Annotated in this window: 16 protein-coding genes; 1 reads left to right on the top strand and 15 read right to left on the bottom strand. The window is 71.9% G+C overall.

Annotation, left to right across the window (positions count from 1 at the left end; genetic code table 11):
* Positions 1 to 71: 71 nt before the first annotated feature.
* The 14 genes from AB0M93_RS05805 to AB0M93_RS05740 form a co-directional block, all read right to left on the bottom strand.
* Positions 72 to 4,157, bottom strand: coding sequence for a translocation protein TolB (locus tag AB0M93_RS05805; RefSeq protein WP_364268773.1), 4,086 nt, complete (start codon positions 4,155 to 4,157; stop codon positions 72 to 74).
* Between the two features lie 29 nt (positions 4,158 to 4,186).
* Positions 4,187 to 5,164, bottom strand: coding sequence for a zinc ribbon domain-containing protein (locus AB0M93_RS05800; RefSeq protein WP_364268771.1), 978 nt, complete (start codon positions 5,162 to 5,164; stop codon positions 4,187 to 4,189).
* Between the two features lie 3 nt (positions 5,165 to 5,167).
* Positions 5,168 to 5,707, bottom strand: a complete 540-nt coding sequence (locus tag AB0M93_RS05795; protein WP_364268769.1) for a phage tail protein — start codon at positions 5,705 to 5,707, stop codon at positions 5,168 to 5,170.
* A 229-nt stretch (positions 5,708 to 5,936) separates the two neighbouring features.
* Positions 5,937 to 7,898 (bottom strand): putative baseplate assembly protein, encoded by a 1,962-nt coding sequence (locus AB0M93_RS05790; protein WP_364268767.1) that lies wholly within the window; start codon positions 7,896 to 7,898, stop codon positions 5,937 to 5,939.
* Complete coding sequence (locus AB0M93_RS05785; protein ID WP_364268931.1) at positions 7,898 to 8,311, bottom strand: GPW/gp25 family protein; 414 nt, start codon at positions 8,309 to 8,311, stop codon at positions 7,898 to 7,900. Before AB0M93_RS05785 ends, AB0M93_RS05790 begins: the two co-directional genes overlap by 1 nt.
* 13 nt (positions 8,312 to 8,324) lie before the next feature.
* Complete coding sequence (locus AB0M93_RS05780; protein ID WP_364268765.1) at positions 8,325 to 8,606, bottom strand: PAAR domain-containing protein; 282 nt, start codon at positions 8,604 to 8,606, stop codon at positions 8,325 to 8,327.
* A 13-nt stretch (positions 8,607 to 8,619) separates the two neighbouring features.
* Positions 8,620 to 10,440 (bottom strand): VgrG-related protein, encoded by a 1,821-nt coding sequence (locus AB0M93_RS05775; RefSeq protein WP_364268763.1) that lies wholly within the window; start codon positions 10,438 to 10,440, stop codon positions 8,620 to 8,622.
* Positions 10,433 to 11,203, bottom strand: a complete 771-nt coding sequence (locus AB0M93_RS05770) for a LysM peptidoglycan-binding domain-containing protein (protein WP_364268762.1) — start codon at positions 11,201 to 11,203, stop codon at positions 10,433 to 10,435. The genes AB0M93_RS05775 and AB0M93_RS05770 overlap by 8 nt, the downstream gene beginning before the upstream one ends.
* Positions 11,204 to 11,205: 2 nt before the next feature.
* The gene (locus AB0M93_RS05765; protein ID WP_290057467.1) at positions 11,206 to 11,652 is read right to left on the bottom strand and encodes a phage tail protein; all 447 of its coding nucleotides are present in this window, start codon (positions 11,650 to 11,652) and stop codon (positions 11,206 to 11,208) included.
* An 11-nt stretch (positions 11,653 to 11,663) separates the two neighbouring features.
* The gene (locus AB0M93_RS05760) at positions 11,664 to 14,174 is read right to left on the bottom strand and encodes a hypothetical protein (protein ID WP_364268761.1); all 2,511 of its coding nucleotides are present in this window, start codon (positions 14,172 to 14,174) and stop codon (positions 11,664 to 11,666) included.
* 7 nt (positions 14,175 to 14,181) lie between these two features.
* Positions 14,182 to 14,340, bottom strand: coding sequence for a DUF6760 family protein (locus tag AB0M93_RS05755; RefSeq protein WP_003098516.1), 159 nt, complete (start codon positions 14,338 to 14,340; stop codon positions 14,182 to 14,184).
* Complete coding sequence (locus tag AB0M93_RS05750) at positions 14,337 to 14,783, bottom strand: hypothetical protein (protein WP_364268760.1); 447 nt, start codon at positions 14,781 to 14,783, stop codon at positions 14,337 to 14,339. Before AB0M93_RS05750 ends, AB0M93_RS05755 begins: the two co-directional genes overlap by 4 nt.
* 4 nt (positions 14,784 to 14,787) lie before the next feature.
* Positions 14,788 to 15,231 carry a phage tail protein gene (locus AB0M93_RS05745; protein ID WP_364268758.1) on the bottom strand — a complete coding sequence of 148 codons (444 nt, stop codon included), beginning with the start codon at positions 15,229 to 15,231 and terminating at the stop codon, positions 14,788 to 14,790.
* 19 nt (positions 15,232 to 15,250) lie between these two features.
* Positions 15,251 to 16,795: a phage tail sheath family protein gene (locus AB0M93_RS05740; protein ID WP_364268756.1), complete on the bottom strand. Its 1,545-nt coding sequence runs from the start codon at positions 16,793 to 16,795 to the stop codon at positions 15,251 to 15,253.
* A gap of 191 nt (positions 16,796 to 16,986) precedes the next feature.
* On the opposite strand from AB0M93_RS05740, the gene AB0M93_RS05735 reads away from it, so the two are divergent.
* Positions 16,987 to 20,346, top strand: coding sequence for a hypothetical protein (locus AB0M93_RS05735; protein WP_364268754.1), 3,360 nt, complete (start codon positions 16,987 to 16,989; stop codon positions 20,344 to 20,346).
* On the opposite strand, the gene AB0M93_RS05730 is transcribed toward AB0M93_RS05735, so the two are convergent.
* Positions 20,343 to 21,086: a DUF4157 domain-containing protein gene (locus AB0M93_RS05730; protein WP_364268752.1), complete on the bottom strand. Its 744-nt coding sequence runs from the start codon at positions 21,084 to 21,086 to the stop codon at positions 20,343 to 20,345. The genes AB0M93_RS05735 and AB0M93_RS05730 overlap by 4 nt on opposite strands.
* Positions 21,087 to 21,165: the final 79 nt, after the last annotated feature.

The following is a 21,165-nucleotide window of genomic DNA, read 5'->3' as shown; positions in this document are numbered from 1 at the left end:
CCGCAGCTGGTCGTGAGTGTTCAGGCGCGTTCTGACCCGCCTGAACACTCACGACCCCGGAACCCCTGCCGTCAGCCTCGGCTGATGAACGGGGGTTGCTCCGTCCGCAGGACCACCAGGATCGGGTTCGACTGCACCGTCGCGAACTTCGGCCCGCCCACCGACGTCACCGACAGCGTGCGCGGCCCGATCAGGTCGTGGTGGAACAGCAGGAACTGCGCCTGGAAGTTCCCGTCCACGCCCACCGTGACCAGCCCCGGCGTCGCCGAAATGCCCTCGGACCAGGCCAGCCGGACCGTCGAGCCCGGCGGGAAGCCGGTGCCCGTCACGCGCGGCACGAAGCCGAGTGGGCCGACCGCCGGGTCCACCGTTACCACCGGCTGGCGGACCACGACCCGGGCGCTCGCCGTGTTGTCGCGTGGATCGGTGTCCGGGCCGCTCGTGCTGACCGTGCCGGACACCGGTGCGTCGACGGCCGCCTTGGCCGCCAGCGCGATCCGGACCTCGACCGTCTGGCCGGGCGTCAACGTGCCGAGCGCGCAGCTGCCGCCGCCGGGTGTGCACCCCGGAGCCACCGAGGTCGCCGGCAGCTGCGGCGGCAGCTGGGTGACCAGCCGGACGTCCGGCATCGGGGCCCCGGAACCGTTGTGGACCAGGAACGTCAGCCCGACGTCGTCGCCGCCGGTGAACAGCGGTACCGCGGACACCGCCATCCCCACCGACAGCGACCCCGGCGTGACCGGCGGCACCGGCTTCTCGGCGACCTTGACGACCGCCGTGGCGGTGTTGTCGCGTGCGTCGGCGTCCTGGCCGGCCGTGGTGAGCGTGCCCGTCGCGGCCTGCGTTCCGGCGACCAGGCCGGCGGCGCTGAACCGCACCCGCGCGGTTTCGCCCGGCGCCAGTGTGCCCAGGACGCAGACGAGGTCCGCGGTGCAGGTGCCCTTGGTCGTGACCGGGGCCTGCGCCTGCAGGCCCGCCGTCAGCCGGACGAACAGCCCGACTCCCGGTGAGGCGGCGATCCCGTGGTTGGTGACGACGAACTCGAACGTCGTCAGGCCGCCGAACGGGATCGTGGCCGGGACGGCGGTGGCGGCCACGGCGACGTCCGCGATCCGCTGGAACGCCGGTTCCGCCGCGCCGCCGGGCCCGCGGATCAGCGGCGCGGGTGCGCCGCCGGCGGCCGGCACGACCAGGATGGCCGGCTGGGACTCGCCGGGGGCGCCGTCGAACGCGATCAGGGTGCCGTCCGGCGCCCAGGCCGGGTCGTCGACGGAGCCGCCGTCCGGCACCAGGACCCGCGCCGGCCCGCCGTCGGCGGGCGCCACGCAGATCTGCCGGTGGTCGTTCTGGAACACGAGCGTGGTGCCGTCCGGTGAGACGTCGGCCGAGCCCTGCCGTCCGGTCCCGCACGGCGGCCCGAACGACGGCGACAGGTTCCGCTGGGTCCCCGCGACGACGCTGTCCGGCCCCGGGGTCAGCGAGACCTGCCACAGCTCCTGGCGGAACTCCCCGCCGGGGTCGACCGCCATCACCGCGGTCTCGGTGGCGGTGCCGTTGCGCCCGGTCGCCGTGCACGTCACGGTGGTGGCGCCGACCGGGAACAGGCTGCCGGACGACGGCGTGCAGAACGGCGTGATCGGGGTTTCCCGGTCGGCGTCGATCGCGGTCGCGGGGTAGTCGATCACCGTCGGCGCGGTGCCGGTCACGGTCTTGTCGTGCACCGTGATCAGCGGCAGCCGCGGGTCCTTGACCCGCACGGTGATGTTCTCGGTGTAGCCGGGCCGCGCGGTGGGTTCGCCGTCCAGGCGGAATTCGACCTGGCAGTGCAGGAGCGAACCGATCGGCGCGGACGGGGAAACCGTGGCGGTTTCGACGAAGTCCGCCTTCTTCCCGCCGGGGACCTGCTGCGTCCCTTCGGGGCTGAAGGTCATCGTCAGGCCCGTGTCGCAGTACGGTACCGGCTGCACCTTCACCTTGAGTTCGGTGATCCCGCGGATGATCGCGTCGCTGATCTGGCCGGCGTCGGTGCTTTCGGTCAGGACGCCGTCGGTGCCCTTCGTGACCGCGGTGGCCTGGCCACGCCCGTCGAGGGCCGCGTCCGTGTCCGCCTCGAAGCTTTCCCCCGATCCGTCACCGCCGCCGGTGCTGGTCACCGCGGGCACCGCGACCACCCGGATCTTCGCGTCCGTCAGCGCGTGGACGACCGCATCGGTGGTCGGGAACACGCCGCGCTTGTCGTCCGCCGGCGACTCGTGGCTGGCGGCGTCGCCGACGAGGACGACGATCCGGTTGCCGGTGTCGCGGAAGGTGACCGCGCCGGTCGCGAGCTTCTGCAGGGCGACGTACCAGTCTTCGGCGGTGTCGTCGCCGCCGGTGGCGGTGATCCGGCCGAAGGCGTCGGTGAGCAGCTGCCGCTGGCCGGTGTTCTCGACCGGGGTGAGCGGCTGCTGCACGTAGAACGACCGCGGCGGGTTCGGCGGCGGGCCGTTCTTCGGGTGGTCGTCCACGAGGTCGCCGTACGCGGCGACGGCGAAGTGCGCCGACGGCTGCACCTTCAGCACCTCGTCGATGACGTGGCCGAGGTTCGTCTTGACTTCGCCGATGACCTTGTCCATCGAGCCCGTCTGGTCCATGAGCAGCACGATGTCCGGGTCCGGCGGGACCCGGTCGGTCTCCACCGTCTTGGGGACCGAGCCCGACGAGCCCTGCCCGACCGGCATGTCCACCACCGACGGGTCCACTCTGGACGGTCCCGGCGGCGCGGTGCGGGCGGCCGCCCGGGTCAGCGTGATCTTCGTGCCGTCGGCGGACCACACCGGCTGCGAGTCACGAGCCCGCAGGTACGGCGGGATCGGGATCTCGCCGAGGATCCGGCCGTCGGCGACGCGCGCGATCCGCACGGTGTCGACGCGGCTTTCGCTGCGGATGGCCGACCGGGTGAACGCGATCATCGTCGCGTCCGGCGACCACGCGGGGTGCTGCTCGCCCTTGGTCCCCTCCACCGGGCCGGTCAGCGGCCGGGGCCCGCTGCCGTCGGCGTTCGCCACGATGATCTCGTTGTCCGGGAATTCGCCGGTGCCGGTCTGGGTGTAGGCCAGCTGGGAGCCGTCGGCGGAGAAGGCGGGATCGGACTCGTCGGCGTCCGGGCGGTTCGTGAGGTCGTGGCGGTCGCCGCCGGTCGCGTCGGCGCTCCAGATGTCGGTGGTGCCGCCCGAGCGCAGCTCGGTGAACACCGGCTGCCCGCCCGTGCGGTAGGTCGGCTCGGATTCGCCGGTGCCGGACAGCGCCGACACGACCGAGACCTTGCCGCCGGCGATCTCCTCGACGTCGCCGAGCGGGTCCTGCGCGTGGGTGGTGAACGCCAGCCGCGTGCCGTCCGCGGACCAGGCGGGCTCGGCCGAGTCGCCGGGATCGAGTACCGCGCGGGTGACCGCGCCGCCGGTGTCGGCCATCAGGACCACGTCGCCGGCCGGGTGGAACCGCGTGGTGGTGAAGGCGATCCGGCCCGGTCCCCACGCCGGCTGGGTGTCGGCGGCGGGGTCGGCGGTCAGCCGCACCGGCGTGCCGCCGGCGGCCGGGACGGTGTAGACGTCCCCGGCCGGGTCGTCGCGGGTGCTGCTGAACGCGAGCCGGGTGCCGTCGGGCGACCAGCTCGGCGAGTCGTCGGCGGCGGGGCCGGCCGTCACCTGGCGCAGGCCGCGGCCGTCCACGCCGATGACGAACAGGTGCCGGCTGCCGGTGCGGTCCGAGGCGAAAGCGACCGTCCGGCCGTCCGGTGCCAGCGCCGGGTGGACGTCGGCGGTGTCGTCGTCGGTCAGCCGCACCGGGCTGCGGGCGCCGTCGCGCAGGTACCAGAGTTCGCCGTCACGTTCGGCGCCGCCGGGGGCCGCGGCGCGGTGGCTCACCCAGACGATGCCATCGGTGCCGGCGGACGCGTCGGAGTCGACGCTCGCCACCCCCTCCGGCAACGCCGGCTGGGCGCCCTTCCCGGACGCCTGGTACAGGTCGGTGGTCGCTTCGCTGACGTACCCGACGCGGTAGGGCGCTGGCCCCGGTGCGGGCGCCTGCGCCTCGGTCGGTGCCTGCGCTCCGGTGAGCGCCCAGCCGCCGAGCAGCGCGACGACCGCGACACCCGCCACCGCTCGGTTCGCGCGCATGGCCGTTCCTCCCCAAAGGTTTCCGCGGCTCAGCCGGCCTCGAACAGCTCGATCTCGGAGATCGCGACGTCCGTGCCGTTGAGCGAGCGGTGCAGCCCGACGACGTGCAGCTCGACGCTGGTCGCGCCGTCGCTGTTCTCGATCGGGACTTCCTGGGCGTCCGGCGTGTCGGCCAGCGCCATGTCGTAGGTCTTGCCGGTGGAGAACACCAGGTGCAGCTTCTGCGGCCGGTGCTCGGCCTGGAAGTTCGCGGCGTCGCCGGAGTAGACGATCGCCTTCCGCAGGTCCGCCGGGTGGTCGAAGGTGAACACCAGTGCCTGTTCCCGGTCGGCCGGGGCGGCCCAGAAGGTGTTCTTGGCGTTGTCGGTGACCAGGGGGGCCGCGTGCCCGGTGGTCTGCGCGGTCGCGGTCACCTTCACCGGGTGGACCGGGTTCAGCTTGGCCTCGAAGATGCCGGTGACCTGGCTCCACAGCCCGGTCGCCGCGGAGTTGATCGCCCCGCGGAACGGCTGGTACAACGCGTAGACCAGCGCGGAGAGCACCAGGAACACCGCGATGGCCCGGCGGATGACCTTGCCGACGGCCCGGCGCGCGCCCCGGGCCCGGCCGGTCCGGCGGCGGACGCCGTCCTTGCCCGGCCGCTCCCCCGCCCGGTGCTGCTTCGGCTTCCGGCCGAACAGCCGGCGCCACCACGACGTCTTGACGGTCTCGGACTCGGCCAGCGAGGCGCCGCAGCGGCTGCAGAAGTTCCGGGTGGGCGCGTTGCCCTTGCCGCACCGGCCGCAGATCAGGTCGCCGGGGTTGAGCACCTGGTCCTCGACCGTCTGCTGCACCGGCTGCCGGACCGGCGCGACCGGCTCGGCGGGCTGCACGACCTGCTGCTGCACCACCGGCTGCGACCGGACCGCGACGGGGCCGTCGTCGTCCCACTTCAGGTAGCGGCCGCATTCGCCGCAGAATTCGACGTCGGCGGGCCCCTGGTGCCCGCACTCGGTGTAGATGACCATCCGCTAGCCCTCCAGGACTTCCACCGCGACCCGCACGTGGGCGGGTACCGCGTCCACGACCGTCGCCGTCAGCCGCCGCACGTCGACCCGCGCCGGGTCGGGCACCCGCACGCGCACCTGCACCCAGGGCGGCCCCGGGTCCGGCAGCGGCGCGCCGGGCTGCGGCGACTCGACCACCCCGCCGCTGTCGGTCACCTCCACCGCACCCCCGGTCAGCAGCCGCACGTACTCGGCGAGCCCGCGCTGCGTCCCGCGCCACCGGTGCAGCTCGACCGAGCTCGTCACCAGCTGCCGCAGCTGCGCCGGGCTCCAGCTCTCGTCGACGCCCAGCGCGACCCAGTGCGCCAGCCGGCCGACGAAGTCCTCGGGCGCCAGCCGCGGGTCCAGGTAACCGGCAAAGTTGTCCAGTGTGGACAGAACGGGAGCGAGAACCTCGTCGAGCGCGCCGGTGAAGCTCTGCACGAACCGGTCCTCGGCGTAGACCGCGGGCAGCTGCTCGCCGATCGGGTGCGGGCTCGGCAGCCCCGGGATGCCCGCCCTCATGCGCCCGCCCCCTGCCCGAACCCGCGTGTTGACCTTCCAATCACGCGTGATGACCTTCCAATCACGCGAGATACGCGCTCAATCACACGAGATACGGAGTTCCGCTCGCGAACCACCTGCGCGGCAGAGGCATCTCGCGTGATCGGAGAGGAATCACGCGTGATTGGAAGGTCAACACGGGCAGCTGGACGGGGTCCAGCGCCGCTCGGCAGCCCGCGAATAGCCGCCCTCATGCGCCGGCCTCCCGCACCCGGACCTGGTGCCCGAAGGAGAACGCGAGCGCGTTCGACGGCAGGTCGAGCCGATCCACCTGGTCGCCGCGTTCGCGGGTGATCGGGTTCGCCGCGAACAGGCGCACGTCCTCCACCAGCTCGACGCCAGGGAGCCGTTGCAGCACCGCGAACACCTCGCCCGACTGCACCGGGCGCCCGAACGGCCAGCCTTCGCCGTCGGGGCCGCCGCTGAGCGGGTTGAAGTAGTCGTACAGCGCCTGGGTCGCCCGTGCCCCGAGGGTGCCCGCCGTCGTCCGGCGGCGGGCGCGCAGCCGCGCGACCACCGTGACGCCCTGGTAGAACGGCGGTTCCACGGACACCAGCGCGCCGACGCAGCGCCGTTCGTCGAGGGACCGCTCGATCCGGCCGCGCATGCCCGGGTCGAGCATCAGGGTCGCGAAGGCCAGCTCGCCGGTGTCCGGCACCGCGGGCACGACCAGGACGCGGATCGCGCCGGTCTCCCGGCCGTCCGGGCCGTGCGCCGGGATGCAGCGGACGCGGGCGGCTTCCGGTGCCGCTTCGCGCGCGAGCTGTTCGTAGTCCTCGGCCGTCACCGCGCGGTCGCGGGTGCGCAGCAGCAACGGACCGCGCACCTGGGCGTCCTGCACCGACTCGCCGTCCACCCCGCCGATCGCCGGCCGCCGGTTGACCACGCTGCTGACGAACGGGATCGGGTCCCGCTGCACCTCGAGGACCTCGCGGGCGACGTTGCCGCGCCGCCCGCCGCCGGAGCGGTATTCGGGCACGCGGATCGCGGCGGACTTGGCCGGGAACGCGCCGTAGTACCGGAGGTCGCCCTCGGGCTGGCGCACCGCCGGGCCGAACGCGATCTCCCCGCCGACCCGGTCGAGCATGACGTGCCGGTCGTCCGGCCCGGAGTCGGCGAACGACCGGACTTCGGTCCACTGCTGCCAGCCGTCCGGCCCGGAGACCTCGACGACGAGCTCGCCGTCGCCGGCGACCACCGGCGGACGCCCGAGCGGGAACCGCTGGCCGGGCGTGCCGTCCGAGGTGCCGACGATCTCGTTGCGGATCACCTCGGCGTGCACCGCGCCCGCCGTGCCGCCGATCGTCGAGGCCTCGACGGTGTGCAGCCGCGGCGGACGCTGGTAGAACGGCTGGTTCGGCTTGGCCTCGACCAGGCGGCACCGCAGCCAGCCGGCCCGGCGGCGGGCCAGCACCGACGCGGTGTGCCCGGGCGGGACGTGCACCACGATGTCCCCGGCCCGGTTGAACGCGCCGGTGCTGTCCCGGTCGACCTCGCACGCCGCCCAGCCGGTGCCGTCCCACGCCTCCCACAACCACGGCGGGTCGCGCGGGTCGACGCCCTGGCCTTCGACGTCGCAGTTCATCCGCAGCAGCACCGCGCAGCCGGGCACGGCGTCCGACAGCCCGAAGCAGACCGCGTCGCCCGGCGCGGGTGTCTCGCCGAAAGCTGCCGGACCGCCACCGACCAGCAGCTCGTCGGTGCGGTCGACCGGCGGCAGGCCGGTGTCGGCCGTGCTGGTGACCAGGTGCGCCAGCGAGCACGGCACGATCGTCAGCGTGCGCTCGACGGTGAACACCACCGGGTCCTCGACCTCGTTGCGGACGCTGGCGACCTGCTTGCCCGCCGAGACGACCACCGGCACGTCCCTGGCGGCCGAGAGCCAGAACGTCACGTCGGCGTGCGCCGCGGCCGGCGGGAACAGCCGCACCCCGATCAGGTCGAGGAAGCGCAGGTAGTGCAGGTCGGGCACCCGGTTGAGCCGGTAGAGCAGCTGGTCGACCATCTGCGCGAACGTCTCGATCAGCGTGACGCCGGGGTCGGAGACGTTGTGGTCCGTCCACTCCGGACAGTTGCGCTGGACGAGGAACTTGGCTTCGTCGACCAGGTCCTGGAAGGTGCGGTCGTCGAGGTTCGGCTTGGGCAGCGACATCACGCACCGTCCGCGGCGGGCTCGTGGGGCGGGATGACGTAGAACGGGAAGACGAGGTTGCGCGGGTCGTTGGTGCCGCGCAGGGTGTACCGGATGTCGATCAGCAGGGTCCCCCGGTCGGCCTCGGCGAAGCTGACCACGACGTCGTCGAGGGTGATCCGCGGCTCCCAGCGCTCGAGCGACGTCCGGACCTCGTAGGCGATCTGCCCGGCGGTCGCGGCGTCGGCGGGCGCGAACACGAGGTCGTGCACCGCGCAGCCGAACTCGGGCCGCATCGGGCGTTCGCCCGGCGCGGTCGCCAGGATCAGCCGGATGCTCTCGACGATCTCGCGCTCGCCGCCGACCAGTGCGATCGAGCCGGTCGCGTCGGTGTGCACCGGGAACGCCAGTCCCCTGCCGAGGAAGTCTTTCATCGGCACAGACACGTCAGCCTCCGATCAGGACGGTCGGGCAGCCCATGACGATCGGCGCGCCGCAGGCGGCCAGGTCGCCCATCCGGGCCGCCGGCATGCCGCCGATCAGCACCGTCGGGCAGCCCGGCGGCGCGATCGGCGTCGGCGGGTGCACCGCGGGCGGCGGGAACGAGCAGGTGTGCAGCGTGCCGACGTTGGCGGCGGGCATGCCGCCGATCAGCACGGTCGGCACGCCGGGCCCGGCGATGACGCCCGGGTGCCCGGTCGGATCGCCGACCCTCGCGGCTGGTGGCATGCGCACTCCCCCGTCAGTTGATCTTGACCACGCTGCCGCGCACGGTGACGACACCGCTCGCGGTCAGCTCCGTCTGGCCCTGCCCGGCGACCGAAACGGTGGCGCCTTCGACCTTCACCCCGGCCGTCCCGTTCAGCTTCAGCTGCGCGCCCGCCTCGACGCTGGCTTCGGCCTGGGCCTTCACGGTGACCTTCCGGCCCTTGAGCTCCAGCGGCCCGGCGCCGGCGTCGATGCTGACGCCGTTCTGCGCCTTGACCGTGACGCTCTTCCCGCTGGTCACCTCGATGACCTGGTTCTTCTGGTCGATCTTGACCACGAACTTCGCGTCGCCCGAGGACAGGATGATCCCGTCGTCCTCGGCGAACTCCAGCTTGTGGCCCTTCCGCGAAACGAAGCCCCGGAGGGTGACCTCCCCGCTGTTGGCGTCGACGGCGGGCTTGGTGAACTTCGGCGCGGTGTCCTTGCCGTTGTAGAGCCCGCCGAGCACGTAGGGCGCCTCGAAGTCGCCGTGCTCGAAGCCGACAAGGACCTCGTCGCCGACCTCGGGCAGCACGACCGCGCCCCGGTCCTTGCCGGCGCCGGGCTGGACCGTGCGGGCCCAGGTGCTGGTGAACTCCTTGTCCAGCCACGGGAACGTGAGCTTGACGCGGCCGAGCTTCGCCGGGTCCTTGAGGTCGCTGACCTGTGCCGGGACGAGCCCGGGCCACGACGAGCCGTGCGCGCCGCCGGCGACCAGGCCGTAGAGCGAGCGTTCCTGGCGGCCGGAGACGGTGAACTCGGTGGTGTAGCCGACCTCGGCGTTGAACAGGTGCCGCGTGCTGGTCAGCGTGTACTTCCCCGCGAAGGGCTGGCCGACGCCGGTGAGCGTGACGGCGGTGCCGGCGCGCAGCTTCGGGTTGCCCTTCGCGACGCCGTCGAGTTCGGTGCAGGCGCTGCCGAGCTTGGCGGCGAGTGCCTTCGCGGTCGCGTCGGCCTCGCCCTGGGCCCGCCGGGGCGAGGCGGCGTCGAGGAACGGCGGGCTCGCGAACTTCCCGGCGAGCTCGATCGGGTCCACCCCCGGCACGTCCGTGCCCGCGTTCTTGGGGGTCGCGGTGGCGGTGATCGCCTGCTTGTTCTCGTAGTCCCAGCCGGTGGCCCGCACCTCGGGGACCTGCTCGGCCGCGGTGACGCTGGCGCGCAGGCTGACCAGCGTCCCGTGCGCCTCGAGGACGAGCGGGTCGGCGGTCGCCTTCGTGGTGGTGGAGGGCGCGCCGGACGGCTTCTCCGGGAGTTCGAAGTTCAGCTTCCCGTCGCGGACGGCGATCTGCGCGCCCACCGCGTCGGCCAGCCGCGTCAGGAACTCCCAGTCGCTGACGTTGTCCTGGCTGAGCTGGGTGTTCGGGCGCCCGCCGAAGCCCTTGACGTCGTCGATCTTCCCCGCCGGGATCTTCGCGCGCTGCGCCACCTTGTGCACGACGTCCGCGACCGTCATGTTCGGGTACGCGGCGACCCGGCGGCCGCGGAACAGCCGGTGCGCGTGGTCGTACCCGCGGACCTCGGTGAACGTGCCGTGCCGGTCCAGGTCGATCGCGACCGCGGTGACCTCGCCGGAGAGCAGGTCCTGCGGGGCTTCGGGGTCGGAGGTCTGCACCTTCAGCTTGATCTTCGCCCCGACCTTGAACTTGCCCTTCTCCAGCACGACGTACCCGGGGTCGCGGAAGCGGAGCACGAAGGTGTCCGGCAGGTTCCGGCTGTCGTCGACGTAGGCGTAGCTGAGCATCACCTTGACGTCGTCGGGCAGCGGGGTGCCCTCGACCTCGACCATGAGGGTGTTCGTGAAGGTCTCGTTAGCCATCGAGCTCCTCCAGCGCGGGCACCAGGAGCCGGGTGCCGGGCCGCAGCCGCATCGGGTCGTCGATGTCGTTGGCGTCGGCGATCTCGCGCCACTTCCCGGCGTCGCCGTAGGCGCGGAACGCCACCGACGCGAGCGAGTCCCCGGCGACGATCACGTGGGTGTCGCGGGCGGCGAGCGCGCCGGACGTCGGGTTCTGGCCACCGAGCTCGCCCGAGATCTCCTCGAGGTTCACCGTGCAGACCGCGCGCACCGGCGTCCCCGACGGGGTGAACAGCGTGTACTTGGCGGTGACGGACGAGACGTAGGCGGGGAAGCCGGTCATGCCGCCCCACTTGAAGATCACCCACGGCGGCGACGGTTTCCGGCTGTTGCGGCTGTCCTCGGTGGCCACGCAGCAGGTGAACAGCTGCTCGACCTTCTTGACGACGGCGTCGTCCATCTTGTCGGTGGCGTCGAGGAACATCTCCAGCGCGAGCTTGGCCGGATCGGAGCCCTTGAACTGCGGCGGCGCGCTCTTCTTGGCGTTCGGCTGCGCGTCGCGGCCCCACTTGGCGTTCTTGCTCAGCGACAGTTCCTTGGGGTTGAACTGGAACTTGATGTCGAAGAGCTTGTCGCCGGGCGGCTGCCCGGTGCCACCGGACTGCGGGGGTTTCCGGACCTCCAGCAGGGCGCGCTGCAGGTTGTTCGGCGCCGGTTCGCCGGAGCCGTAGGCGGCCGGGGGCGCGGAGCCGGCCGAGGTGAAGGTGACGGGTGAGGAGGCCATGGCTAGCCCTTCTTCGCCGGGCTGAGGAAGCCGTGGTGGGCCAGTTCGAGGGTCTCGGTGGCGACCTTGGGCGAGTCGGGCGAGAGCTGCGGGCCGCTCCAGCGCACCGGGACGACGCCTTCGAGGGCCCAGCTGGCGATGACGGTGCCTTCGAGGGTGCGGGCCTCGATGGTGGCGGTCTTGCGTTCGATCCCGCTCGCCAGGCTGGCGAACCACTTGGTGATCTGCGAGCTGGCCGCGGTGACGGGCCGCGAGAGCTTGATGTTCGAGTACTTGATCCGGGTCGGCAGCTGCCAGACCATCCCGTTGTTGCCGCCCTCTTCCCGCTGTTCCATGACGAATTCGCAGCCGAGCCCGTCACAGCTGGAGAAGGCGCCGAGGTTCCCGAGGTTCTTGTCGTCCAGCTTGACGACATAACAGACGGCGACGGCCTCTTCGGTGTCCGGCATCGGCATCTCCTTCAGTGCGGGCGATCGGTGAGCGCACCGCGGCGCTCACGGTCGAGACGGAGTTCGGTCTTGAGCCGCCGCAGCAGCGGGTCGAAGAGCTGCCTGACGAGTTCGTCGGGCTCCGGCGGCGCGGCGGCGGGGGCGGGGTCTCGTTGGACGGTGGGGGCGTCCGCCGGTGGTGCCACGACAACCGGGGTGACGGGGGCCTCGGTGGTCCGCTGGACCGGCGGCGGCGCTGGCGGTGGGCCGGCGGCGGCTGGGGGGTCGGGGATGCGCGCGACCGGCAGAGGTGCGGCTCTTTCGGGGAGGGGCATCGGATCCGGAACGGTTCGTGGGAGCGGTGCGGCATCGAGGGTTCGCGCCACCGGGAGCGGTGGCGGCGGGGCCGGGGTTTCCGCCGCGCGGGCAACGGGAAGGGACGTTTCCTCCACCGTTCTTGCCAGCGAAAGCGCGGATGTCCCGATCGTGGGTGAGGTTGGCGCCTGTTCCGCTCGGGCGACAGTGAGCGTGGGCCGCTGCGCCGATCGAATCACCGGGGCGACGGCCGCTGCCGACGGGAGTGCCGCGGTTTCGATCGCTCGGCTCACCGGGAGGGCGGATCGCTCGACCGACGGTGCTTCGATCGCCCGGCTCACCGGAAGAGCTGGTGCGTCCAGCGTCCGGGTGACCGGGCGGGGCGGCTCTCGGACCGTTTGCGTCAGCGGAAGTGCCGAGGTCTCGATGGCCCGGCTCACCGGCAGCTCAGGCGCTCGTGCGGCCGAAGGCGCGGAAGCTTCGACCAGCGCAAATTCCTTCGCTGATGGGGCCATCGGAAGCACCGGCGTCTCGACAGCTCGGCTGACCGGAAGTGCGGCCTCCGGCGCATTCCGCCCCACCGGGGTCTCGACGGGTTCCTGCACCCCGCGAACCACCGCAAGGGTGGGAGCCTCGGTCGCGCTGCTCGTCGGAAGAGGAAGCGTCGGCGCCGGACTCTCGATCGCCCGGTTCACCGGAAGGGGCGACTTCTGTGCCGCCTGAGTCAGCGGAAGAGCGGGCTCGTGCGCGGTTTGCGCCACTGGCAGCGCCGGGGTTTCGACGGCCCGGCTCACCGGAAGGGCCGGCTCCTGCGCCCTCGGGGCCACGGCAAGAGTCGGCGCCTCGGTGCTGGTCACCGGCGGAGTGGGCTCGTCCCCCACCTGGGTCACCGGAAGCTCCGGTGGCTCGTCGACGGCTCGGGCCACCGGCAAGGCCGGCGGCGGGGAAACGCTCGTCGAGCCGCCCGGTGTCCCGGGCGGCTCCGTGGTTCCCACCGTCTCGAGCGGATGGAACGTGTTCACCGGCGACGACCGTCCCGGCGGCGGCAAGGCATCCTCAACCCGTTGCGCCACCGGCAGTGCCGGTACGGAAGCCGGCACCGGGCGGGGCGCCGGTTCGGGCAGGATCGGCGCGCCGAGTCCCAGCCGCCGTGGCGCCGCCGGCTCGGTCCGCTGGACGACCGGCAGCACCGGACGCGCGGCTTCGGCAGCCGCCGGCTCCGGGGCCTGGAGCGGCAACACGGGTTCGGGCGCAGCCAGCTCGGCCGGGGCCTCCTCGGCGATCGCCTGGACCGTCCGCATCGGCGGGACGACCGTGGCACTGGCCGAGGTCAGCGGCCGCACGGCCTCGCTGGACCTGACAACCGGCAGCACCAGCGAAGGCGCAGGCTCGGCGGACGCCACCCGGACCGTCGGCACCGCACCCCCCGGCACCACCGCCCTCTGCACAGAAGCAGCAGCCGCAGCCTCCGGCGAAACCGCAGCTTCCGATGGCGCCGCGCGTTCAGGCGCGAAAAGGGGCCCCAGCGGCGCAGCCGCCTCCGACGGGACCGCGGCCGCCCGCGACACAACGCCCTCCGCCGGCACAGAACCCACCGACGGAACCGCAGCCTCAGACGGCGCGGCGGTCCCAACCAACGCAGCGCTCTCCGGCGGAACCGCAGCCGCCGAGGTCACAGCCGCTCCACCCAACGCGGCATCCTCCGGCGGAACCGCAACCGTCGGCGGCGCAGCGGCCCCAACCAGCGCAGCCCCCTCCGGCCGCCCAGCCGTCGACGACGGCGGCACGGCGACCTCCAAGGGCCCTGCGACTTCCGCCGGTTCAGCGTCCTCCGACAACCCAGCGGTCTCCGACGAATCCGCACCTTCCGCCGAAGCCGCACGCTGCACCGAAGCGCCCCACAACCGCCCCGCCCCGATCCGCTTCCGGGTCGTGCGCTGCAGCACCGGCATCGCCGGCGGAGGCGTCTCGACGGCCCGCGGCCGGGCCACACCGCCGATGACACCGGCCGGCTCCTCCGGACCGACCCGGTGCCCGAGCGGCTCCAGGTAAGCCGGGCTCTGCCAGGACGTCAGCGACGAACTGAACCGCTGCACCGGGTTCACCAGCGGGTGCTCGGCGAGGACGGGCCGGATCGGCGGCACGGTCCGCCACTCCGCCCGCGCCACCGGCAGCGCGGCGGGCGCAGGCGCGGGTGCCGGGCCCGCTTCCTTCCTGCGAAACCACATGGCAGCGTCACCGTCCCTGGCTCATCCGGGTGTTGATCCGGGCGATCTCGGCGACGTAGGTCAACCGGTCGGGGTGTTCGAGGTCGAGGATGTCGTCGAGGGACCAGTGCAGGTGGTAGGCGACGTACGCGACTTCCTCGTGCAGCCGGTCGGCCGCGTACGTCACGATTCCCCCAGGCGGCCGCCGGCGACGTCGACGACGAAGCTGTGGCCGCACTCGGGGCACGCCACGCCCGCCCGGGTGTGCCCTTCGCTGTTGATCCGGCGGTACATGTCCTGCAGGAACGCCAGGTCCGAAGCGAACAGGTTCTCGATGACCCCGGCGTGGACGTCGGTGATGTCACCGATCCGGGTGACGACCCGGGCCAGCAGCACCACCGTCAGGAACGCCGAGTTCTCGCGCACGCGGTCGTCCCGCAGCGGGATCAGCTCGTCGCGGGCGGTGGCCAGGCGCATCACCCCGGAGTGGTGCACCTTGCCCTCGTCGTCGACGTACCCGCGCGGGAGCTCGAAGGCGAACTCCGTTCTCAGCTTCGGCCGGTCCGGCTGGGGCTCGCCCACCGGCGAGGGGGCCTCCTCGGCCGGGGCCGGCGCCATCACCCTGCGCATCGGCTCACTCGACTTCCATCTGCTCGTAGGTGATCACGAGCTTCTCGGTGAGGACGCTGGTGTCGCCGGCCTTGAGCGAGCCGATCTCCAGGCTCTTCGGCCACGCGTTGGTCAGCTTGTAGCGCTTGAGCGCGGTGCCTTCGTAGTCGTAGACGATGATGGCGCCGCCCTTGCGCGCGGCGGCCATCTTGCCGAAGTGGGCGTCCTTGACCCACTTCTCGAAGCTGTTGTCGTCGGTCAGGCCGCGGGTCAGCGTGACCTCGCCGGCCTTGGGGCGGCCGGGCAGCTTCTTGATGACGTACTTGCCGTCGACGGTGTTCTGCTTGAGCTCGATGACGTCCTGCTCCATCTTGAGGCCGGAGACCTCGGAGATCTGCTTGATCTGGACGCCGTCGATCTCGAGCCCGAAGGAGTGGCCTACCGCCTTGTCAAGATCGGGAAGTGCCATGTCTGTGGAGTCCCTTCACTCACTCGTTGACGAGGCTGGTGCCGCCGGACATCTGGGCCAGCCGGAAGATCACGAACTCCGCCGGTTTCACCGGGGCGATGCCCACTTCGCAGATCACCTGGCCGAGGTCGATGCCCTCGGCCGGGTTGGTCTCCCGGTCGCACTTGACGAAGAACGCCTCGTCCGGTGTGAGCCCGAACAGCGCGCCCTTGCGCCACTCCATGACCAGGAACGCGCTGATCGTGCGCCGGATCCGCGCCCACAGCGCGTCGTCGTTGGGCTCGAACACGACCCACTGCGTGCCGACGAGGATCGACTCCTCGAGGTAGTTGAACAGCCGCCGGACGTTGAGGTAGCGCCACGCCGCGTCGCTCGAGAGCGTCCGCGCGCCCCAGACCCGGATGCCCTTGCCCGAGAACGACCGCACGCAGTTGATGCCGATCGGGTTGAGCAGTTCCTGCTCGGCCTTGGTCAGGTGGGTCTCGAGGGCGAGCGCGCCGCGGACGACCTCGTTGGCCGGTGCCTTGTGGACGCCGCGGGTGGCGTCGGTGCGGGCCCACACCCCGGCCATGTGGCCGCTCGGCGGGATGAACGTGTTGGTGCCCGTGGCGGGGTCGAGCACCTGGACCCACGGGTAGTAGAGCGCCGCGTACTTCGAGTCGTAGCCGGCCGCGTCCTGGCGCCAGTTGCGGACCTCCTGCGGGTTGAGCGACGGCGGCGGGTCGATGATCGCCATCCGGTTGCCCATCAGCTCGCAGTGGGCGATCATCGCCAGCTGCACCGCCTTGACGCCGTCGAGGTCGAGCAGCTCGCGCTGGTAGGCGGCCATCAGGTCCGGCGCCGCGACCATGGTGATCTCGTCGATCGCCTCCAGGCCGCCGAAGCCGGTGCGGTCGGCGACGTCGCCGACGTAGTCGTCGGCCGCGACCCGGCGCGGCACCGGCGGCGCCTGCGGCGGTTCGGTGAGCACCGCGGCACCCTTGTCGGGCTTGGTGACCGCGCCGCCGGAGGCGAGCTCCTCGACGGTGACGAAGCTGGACTTCTCCCGCACCGCGGTGACGACGTTCTCCTTGGTGCGCTTGGTCGTCACGTTGTGCGTTTCGACGACCTTGCCGTCCTGCTTGACGAGCACGGTGAACCGGTCGTCGGCCGGGTTGTCCCCGGACGGCTCGGCGACCTCGACGGTGATCTCGCCGGCCTGCTTGCCCTCGGGCAGCTCCTTCGCGACGAACCGGTAGCCGCCGAGCACGGCCTGGCGTGCGGAGATCTGCTTCGGCGCGGCGCCGTTGTCGTGGGCGCGCGGGCCGCCGATGCGGACGACGTAGCAGTTGGCGCCGCCGTTGAGGAAGTAGCCGTAGACCGACTGGGCCAGGTAGCAGCCCTCGAGGAAGTCGCCGAAGGTCTGGGTGAACTGGCCCCAGTTGGACACCAGCGTCGGGGTGTTGAAGGGACCGTCCGCCGCGAAGCCGACGAAGGCGGCGACCGCGGTGCCCACGCCCTCGATCGGCCGTGCGCCCGCCTCGATCTCCTCGACGTACACCCCCGGCGTGAGATAGGTGGGCATGCGTGCCTCCCTTGTCGACGCACAAGTCTTGTCCCCGGCGATGCTGCTGCCGGCGCGTTCTCCGCGGAACGACCGTGCGGCTAGGCCCGCGGGAACCGATCTCTGCCCTAAAAGGCAACTGCCCGTCCGGGCAGCGCTGCCCGCCCTTCCGGTCGTTGGCAACCGCCCCGCGAGGGCCGAAAGTGAAACCCATGCCGACCGGGCGGGACCAGGCGTCACGGGAGCCGTCCACGCCACCGGCGCGGACGGCCCGGCCCGTGCGCCGGACGGCCCCGCCGGCGTTGCTGCGCCTGCAAGCGGCCGCGGGCAACGCGGCGGTGACGGAACTGGTCACGTTGCAGCGGCAGGGTTGCCCCGCTCCCCCGGTCGCGCCGCCCAGGGTCACCCCGGCGGCCGACCCGAAGTTCCAGTCGCTGAAAAAGGACGTCGGCGCCCAGGCCCGGTCGGCGAAGGCGCATCCGCCGGCCGGCGCGGAGGTCAAGCAGGCTCAGGACGCGGCGGTCGCGCCCGCCGACGACAAGGACGCGCAGGCCAAGGCGGCCCAGGCGGACAAGATGGCGGCGGCGAAGCCGGCCGGGTTCGACAAGGCGGGGTTCATCGCCGCGGTGAACGCCGCGATCGCCAAGCAGGCGCCGAAGAACCTCGACGAGGCCGACAAGTTCGCCGGCTCCGGCAAGGCCGACCAGGTCAGGGCCGAGGTGCTGGGCAAGGTCACCAGCGGCAAGGACGCCTCGGCCAAGGACGTCACCGACCGGACGAAGGAGCCACCGGATCCGAGCCGGGCGGTGGACAAGCCGGTGACGCCGTTGCCGGAGGCGCCCCCGGCCCCCGCGCTGACCCCACCGGACCCGCGCAAGGCGACGCCGGACAAGGCCCCGCCCGAGCAGACCGACCTGCGCGCCGACCAGTGCGAGACGCACTCGGCGATGGCCTCCGCGGGCGTGACGGACCAGCAGCTGGCCCAGTCCAACGAGCCGGCGTTCACCGGCGCGCTGGCGGCGAAGCAGGAGGGCGAGCAGCACACGGCCTCGGCGCCCGCCGCGGTCCGCGAGTCCGAGGCCGGCGCGCTCGCCGCCGTGACCGGCGCGGCCCAGGCGTCCGGGCAGGCCGCGATGGCGGGCATGACGGGCGCGCGGTCGTCGTCGGCCCAGCACGGCCAGGCGAAGAAGTCGGCGACGAAGACGAAGGACGAGCAGGACCGGGCGCGGATCACCGGCGAGATCAAGGCGATCTTCGACGAGACCAAGGCGAAGGTCGAAGGCGTCCTTGGCGCGCTCGACGCCGAGGTGGCCAAGCGGTTCGAGGCGGGCGAGGCGCAGGCCAAGGCGGCGTTCACGGCCGACCACCAGGCCCGGATGAAGCGCTACAAGGACGAGCGTTACGACGGGATCACCGGCGCGGCGCGCTGGGCGTACGACCTCTTCGCCGACCTGCCGGCCGAGGCGAACAACCTGTTCCTCGAGGCCAAGAAGGTCTACGAGGGGAAGATGCAGGGCGTCATCGGCGACATCGCGGACTTTGTCGGCCAGAAGCTCGGCGAGGCGAAACAGCTCATCGCGGACGGCCGCACGCGGGTGCAGCAGAAGGTGGCGTCCCAGTCGCCGGCGTTGCGCAAGATCGCGGGCGAGGCGGCCACGGAGTTCGGCAGCCAGTTCGACGACCTGGAGAAGTCGGTCGACGAGAAGCAGGAGTCGCTGGTCGAGGACCTGGCGCAGAAGTACACCGAGGCCCGCAACGCCGTCGACGAGGAGATCAAGTCGCTGCAGGCGGAGAACAAGGGCCTGTGGAGCAAGGCGAAGGAGGCGGTCGGCGGCGCGATCGAGACGATCCTGAAGCTGAAGGACATGCTGCTGGGCGTGCTGTCCCGGGCGGCGAACGCGGTCGAGCTGATCATCGCCAAGCCGATCGAGTTCCTCGGCAACCTGGTCAACGCGGTGAAAACGGGCGTGCTGAACTTCGGCGCGAACATCGTCCAGCACCTCAAGGACGGGCTGAAGGGCTGGCTGCTGGGCAACCTGGCGAGCGCGGGCATCGAGATCCCGGAGGCGCTGGACGCCAGGGGAATCCTGAAGATGGTGCTGTCGATCCTGGGCCTGACGTGGGCGAGCGTGCGCGCGCGGATCCTCCGGTTCATCCCGGAGCCGGTGCTGGCCAAGCTGGAGCAGACTCTCGACGTGGTCCGGATCCTGATCACCGAGGGCGTCCCGGGCCTGTGGCGGTGGGTGGTCTCGAAGCTGGGCGACCTGAAGGAGATGGTGCTCGGCCAGATCAAGGACTTCGTGATCGAGAAGATCGTCAAGGCGGGCATCACGTGGATCATCTCGATGCTCAACCCGGCGGCGGCGTTCATCAAGGCCTGCAAGGCGATCTACGACATCGTGATGTTCTTCGTGGACAAGGCGGCCCAGATCAAGGAGTTCGTGGACTCGGTACTGGACTCGGTGGAGTCGATCGCCCGCGGCGGAGCCGGAGCGGTGGCGGGGCTGATCGAGCGGACGCTGGCGAAGGCGCTGCCGATGGTGCTGGGGTTCCTGGCGAGCCTGCTCGGGCTGGGCGGGATCTCGGAGAAGATCAAGTCGATCCTGGAGAAGGTCCAGGCCCCGGTGGGCAAGGTCATCGACTCCGTTGTGGGGACGATCGTCAAGGCGGGGAAAAAGGTCTGGTCGAAGCTCAAGCGCGGGGGTACCGCGGTCGCCGAAGGGGCGAAGGGCCTCAAGGACGCGCTGCTCCGGAGACTGAAGGCCAAGACACCCGTCAGCATGATGGGCAACAGCCACTCGATCTATCTCGAAGACCGCGGCGGCCGCCCGACCCTGATGATGGCCAGTCACGCCGACCCGCTGATCGACAAGATCGACCGGGCGCTCGCGCACGACGTCGTGAAGAGCAAACCCGCCGTCGCCGGCCAGCTCTCCGCCATGCGGGGCACGGTCGTCGCCCACGAGACCAAGCTGAACAACGCCCTCGCCACGAGCGCGAAGGAGGAAATCCAGCACGCGGAGGCCGAGATCTGGCAGCAGCGGCAGCTGATCGCGGCCACGCTCCAGGCGATCGGCCACGAGATCGACCTCGACCTCCTCAAGGAATCGACCTACGTGCTGGGCGGCGAAATCCGTTCGGAGTACCGGCGGGACGGAAAGTTCCGCCCGACGTTCTACGGCGGCTTCAACGGCGCGGCGGAAGCGAAGCGTGGGCGCGAACTCAGCCGGCTGATGAGCCTGAAGTTCAAGGAAGCCGCCAAGTGGCAGAAGGACCCGGTCTACACGATGAGTTCGTCCTACATCTGCCCGGGGAAGGACTACGATTCGCCCCACCTGGTGGCCGGCATCGGCAACACGGCGATCAACCTCGACCACCGGAACCCGAGCGTCATCCAGCACTGGAACGGGACCGGCCGGAAGTCGGACCAAGTCACCCGTACTGCGTTCTTCAACCAGCTCGACAACCTGCACGGCATGTGCGGAACCTGCAACAAGTCCAACGGTGCGGCCGAAAGCGGCACCGGGATCTGGAACGTCGAGCCCGGGTTCAAGGGGCCGGACGGCACCTAACCCTCTTCTTCGCCCTCTTCCTCGCGCTGCACGAAGGTCTGCGCCATCTTCTCCTCTTCGCCCTCTTCGGCCACCGGAGCTTCCTCCCGCTGAACGGCCGCCGAGTCGTCCGAAGCGTGCCCGCCGTCCTCGCACCGCTGCACACCGGCAGCCGCCACCGGCGCAGGCGCCGACATCAGCCGGTCCGCGTTCGCGACCGCCTCGCGCTCGAAGCGGTCCGAAGGATCGGAAACCTTCACCCCACCACCGGCGTCGGTCCCCTCCACCGGCCCGCTCCGCTGCTGCACCACGTGCGTCAGCTCGTGCGCCAGCATGTGCTTCCCGCCCTCGGACGAAGGGTCGTACTTGTCCCGCTGGAACACGATGTTCGAACCCACCGTGTAAGCCTGGGCATTCACCGACTTGGCCGAATCATGCGCAGCCCCATCGGTGTGAACCCGGACGTCGCCGAAGTCGTGACCGAAGCGGGACTCCATGTCCGTCCGCGTTGCGGCGTCCAGCGGTGCGCCGCCGCCCGAGCCGACGACGTCGTGGACCGGGGAGCGCTCCTCCTCGATCAGGGCGCCCGTTCCCGCGTTGCCCACCGCGCGTTGCAGGCCCAGCATGCCCGCCGGGCCCAGGACGTCGGTGCGGCCCGCCGCGGCCGCTCGGCCCAGCAGGTCCGTGTCGTCCCGCTCGGGCCGGTCGCCGCGTGGCCGCAGGGTCGGTTCGAGGTCGTTTTCGTGGCCGTGCCCGCGCATGTCCGCTCCCTCCGCCGCCGTCCCAGCTTGCCGCGTCGGCGCGCCGCGCACCAGACTGACGGGCGCGGCCGGACGGGCA

Origin of the sequence: Amycolatopsis sp. NPDC051102 (assembly GCF_040682815.1) — a bacterium.
Lineage (GTDB): Bacteria > Actinomycetota > Actinomycetes > Mycobacteriales > Pseudonocardiaceae > Amycolatopsis.
The sequence above is the reverse complement of the archived record's forward strand: the minus strand, read 5'-3'. Positions and strand labels throughout refer to the sequence as shown.

Bases quoted from the DNA above. Each gene is read 5' to 3' on its own strand.
- AB0M93_RS05770 (WP_364268762.1), bottom strand. From the start codon at position 11,203: ATGGCCTCCTCACCCGTCACCTTCACCTCGGCCGGCTCCGCGCCCCCG.
- AB0M93_RS05795 (WP_364268769.1), bottom strand. From the start codon at position 5,707: ATGAGGGCGGGCATCCCGGGGCTGCCGAGCCCGCACCCGATCGGCGAG.
- AB0M93_RS05765 (WP_290057467.1), bottom strand. From the start codon at position 11,652: ATGCCGGACACCGAAGAGGCCGTCGCCGTCTGTTATGTCGTCAAGCTG.
- AB0M93_RS05730 (WP_364268752.1), bottom strand. From the start codon at position 21,086: ATGCGCGGGCACGGCCACGAAAACGACCTCGAACCGACCCTGCGGCCA.
- AB0M93_RS05775 (WP_364268763.1), bottom strand. From the start codon at position 10,440: ATGGCTAACGAGACCTTCACGAACACCCTCATGGTCGAGGTCGAGGGC.
- AB0M93_RS05800 (WP_364268771.1), bottom strand. From the start codon at position 5,164: ATGGTCATCTACACCGAGTGCGGGCACCAGGGGCCCGCCGACGTCGAA.
- AB0M93_RS05735 (WP_364268754.1), top strand. From the start codon at position 16,987: ATGCCGACCGGGCGGGACCAGGCGTCACGGGAGCCGTCCACGCCACCG.
- AB0M93_RS05780 (WP_364268765.1), bottom strand. From the start codon at position 8,606: ATGCCACCAGCCGCGAGGGTCGGCGATCCGACCGGGCACCCGGGCGTC.
- AB0M93_RS05760 (WP_364268761.1), bottom strand. From the start codon at position 14,174: ATGTGGTTTCGCAGGAAGGAAGCGGGCCCGGCACCCGCGCCTGCGCCC.
- AB0M93_RS05785 (WP_364268931.1), bottom strand. From the start codon at position 8,311: ATGAAAGACTTCCTCGGCAGGGGACTGGCGTTCCCGGTGCACACCGAC.
- AB0M93_RS05790 (WP_364268767.1), bottom strand. From the start codon at position 7,898: ATGTCGCTGCCCAAGCCGAACCTCGACGACCGCACCTTCCAGGACCTG.
- AB0M93_RS05750 (WP_364268760.1), bottom strand. From the start codon at position 14,783: ATGCGCAGGGTGATGGCGCCGGCCCCGGCCGAGGAGGCCCCCTCGCCG.
- AB0M93_RS05805 (WP_364268773.1), bottom strand. From the start codon at position 4,157: ATGCGCGCGAACCGAGCGGTGGCGGGTGTCGCGGTCGTCGCGCTGCTC.
- AB0M93_RS05740 (WP_364268756.1), bottom strand. From the start codon at position 16,795: ATGCCCACCTATCTCACGCCGGGGGTGTACGTCGAGGAGATCGAGGCG.
- AB0M93_RS05745 (WP_364268758.1), bottom strand. From the start codon at position 15,231: ATGGCACTTCCCGATCTTGACAAGGCGGTAGGCCACTCCTTCGGGCTC.